This window comes from Cyanobacteriota bacterium, assembly GCA_025054735.1.
Lineage (GTDB): Bacteria > Cyanobacteriota > Cyanobacteriia > SKYG9 > SKYG9 > SKYG9.
The window spans coordinates 1-2,314 of the sequence record JANWZG010000522.1 but is presented as its reverse complement, the minus strand read 5'-3'; the positions used below and the strand labels follow the sequence as shown (position 1 = coordinate 2,314).

Annotated in this window: 4 protein-coding genes; 3 read left to right on the top strand and 1 reads right to left on the bottom strand. The window is 48.6% G+C overall.

The annotated features are described in order from the left end of the window. Positions 1-124 precede the first annotated feature (124 nt). Entirely contained in the window at positions 125-352 is a 228-nt protein-coding gene (locus NZ772_17685) for a hypothetical protein (protein ID MCS6815388.1), read from the bottom strand. Positions 353-495: 143 nt separating this feature from the next. On the opposite strand from NZ772_17685, the gene NZ772_17680 reads away from it, so the two are divergent. The 3 genes from NZ772_17680 to NZ772_17670 form a co-directional block, all read left to right on the top strand. Beyond that, on the top strand, positions 496-1,233 hold the full coding sequence (locus NZ772_17680; GenBank protein MCS6815387.1) for a phosphoribosylaminoimidazolesuccinocarboxamide synthase: 738 nt from the start codon (positions 496-498) through the stop codon (positions 1,231-1,233). A 298-nt stretch (positions 1,234-1,531) separates the two neighbouring features. Then, positions 1,532-1,750, top strand: a complete 219-nt coding sequence (locus NZ772_17675) for a hypothetical protein (protein MCS6815386.1) — start codon at positions 1,532-1,534, stop codon at positions 1,748-1,750. Positions 1,751-1,776: 26 nt separating this feature from the next. Beyond that, on the top strand, positions 1,777-2,314 hold a 538-nt coding region (locus tag NZ772_17670), incomplete at its 3' end, for a hypothetical protein (GenBank protein ID MCS6815385.1).

The following is a 2,314-nucleotide window of genomic DNA, read 5'->3' as shown; positions in this document are numbered from 1 at the left end:
TGAACGGGCAACTGATGATGCAAGCAGGTCTATTTTACGACCGCACCACAGCAGAAGCTTTGCAGCAGCAACTGGCTCAGAAAAACTTGCGCACAACGATCGTGCCCGTTCAGTGAGATTACTCCTAAGACTCTGATGGGCTGCTCTCTGGCTGTTGTTCACCCTGGGACTGAGCATTACTCTCAGGGGCAGTAGGCTGATCCATATCTAGCTTGGGAATGTAGCTAGGGCGTTGGGCATCTTCCCAGCCCGGAGGGCGCTTAGAGTTATACCAAGCAATCAGCCCAATGAAAACTGAGCTGACTAACCCTGTCAACATAACCAGAATGTAAGGGGTAAAGTTATCGCGCATGGCTCCATTAGCGATCAAGGTCTTGTTCCACTGAACTTCAGTTCTATACTCAGTTCTATTGTAGGGGTGAATGGTTACCACTCCAGACAAAACTGGCAACGGTCAGCAACGCTAGAATGATAAGGCTGTTCACTCCTGTTCCTATGCACGATCGCACTCCCCTGTATGAAGGCAAGGCCAAGATTATTTATGCTACTGATGATCCTGCTGTATTGCTGACCTATTTCAAAGACGATGCCACAGCCTTCAACGCTCAAAAAAGAGGACAAATTCGAGACAAAGGAGAAATCAACTGTGCCATTTCCAGCTATTTGTTCCGAAAGCTAGCTGCCGAGGGAATTGCCAATCATTTCATTGATCGTCCCGCACCGCGAGAAATGCGGGTTTGGGCAGTGCAGATTTTGCCCCTAGAGGTTGTAGTCCGCAACATTGCCGCTGGTAGCCTTTGCAAACAAACAGGGTTACCTGTAGGCACCGTCTTATCCAAACCCTTAGTGGAGTTTTATTACAAGAACGACGAACTTGGAGATCCACTATTGACCCACGATCGTCTGTTTTTGCTGAACCTAGCCACTGCTGACCAAGTTACTCAACTGACCGCCATGGCACTAACTATCAACCAACATTTGCAAGCCTTTTTTCGCGATTGCGGCATCACCTTGGTGGACTTCAAACTGGAATTTGGCACCGATGCTCAAGGTCAATTACTCTTGGCTGATGAAATTAGTCCAGATACTTGCCGTTTGTGGCTAACTGACGAACCAGACCCAGACAAGCGTGTGCTGGATAAGGATCGCTTCCGCCATAATATGGGCAACGTGGAATCTGCCTATCAGCAAGTGCTCGATCGGGTCTTACGCCAAGGTGAATTCCAGGGTTAAATTGTTACTCTTTACCTGAGCATCTGCCACCCCATAAAGACACCAACTTCTCTAAAACACCATGGACGATTGGTATAATTGATGTGAAGTCAAAAATTAAAACAGCCAACCATGGGCAAGTGAGAGAGGCGCATCACATGGCTGAGTGCTTTGTCGAGGCTTCCCTAACGGCGTAGCAGATTAATTTTGAGCTTCAGAAACAGTAACACTCATTGGCTGACGGACTTGGGCGCATGGATTTCTCATAGTTTCCAAGGCAGCTCTAGAGAGCTTAGTATATTGAGTTGGAGGCTACACGTTGTCAGCTATGCAAGGCATTACACCAACAGACAGCGCAGTGGATAGTTTAACTCTTAAGGAGTTGACTGCCCGTATCCTTACGTCAGGATATTTGGCGTATCTTGATCGCCAACGCTTAAAGCAGGCTCTCTTAGATGAACACATTACTGATGATGATTTATCACTCATTGAAGAAGTGATCGAGGCAGTACGACAAGGGACGGTTGCGGTTGGCTAGCCATGACAACATTGGGTGGATAAGGTATGGGACGAAATGCCAAACTACGGCAACAGCGACGGTCAGGCCTCAGCGAGAAATCTGTGCGAATATTTAACTCCCGGCCAGACATGGATACAGCGCCAGTTTCAACCGCCTCTCAGTCATTACTGGGTAGACTGCTCGATCGCTTCAAACCCTCTCCCAAGTCAACTAACACATTGCCACCCCCAGCCGAGGCATTTGATTTCTTTGATCACCATGCTCTATTGCTCTCTGCCCTTGCCTGGGAGGGCTACACCAAAGAGGGACGAGGCATATTGTTCGTCACCGATTCACCGTCCTCATTTGAGGTTGAATATGTTGTCCGTGGCCGCCTAAAACCTAAGCTTCGTAGCTTGCAAGTCGACGCTGAGGCTACAGAGGCCATTGCTGAGGCTGTGAAAAAGTACTATCCTGAGCGCGATCTACTGATGCTGTTCGTCACCCAAACAGGAGCGATCGACTTTGTTTCTATGCCTAACCTAGACCCACCCCCCCCAGCATGTTATCAACAACGACAGGCAGAGTTAGGCTCACCGACTG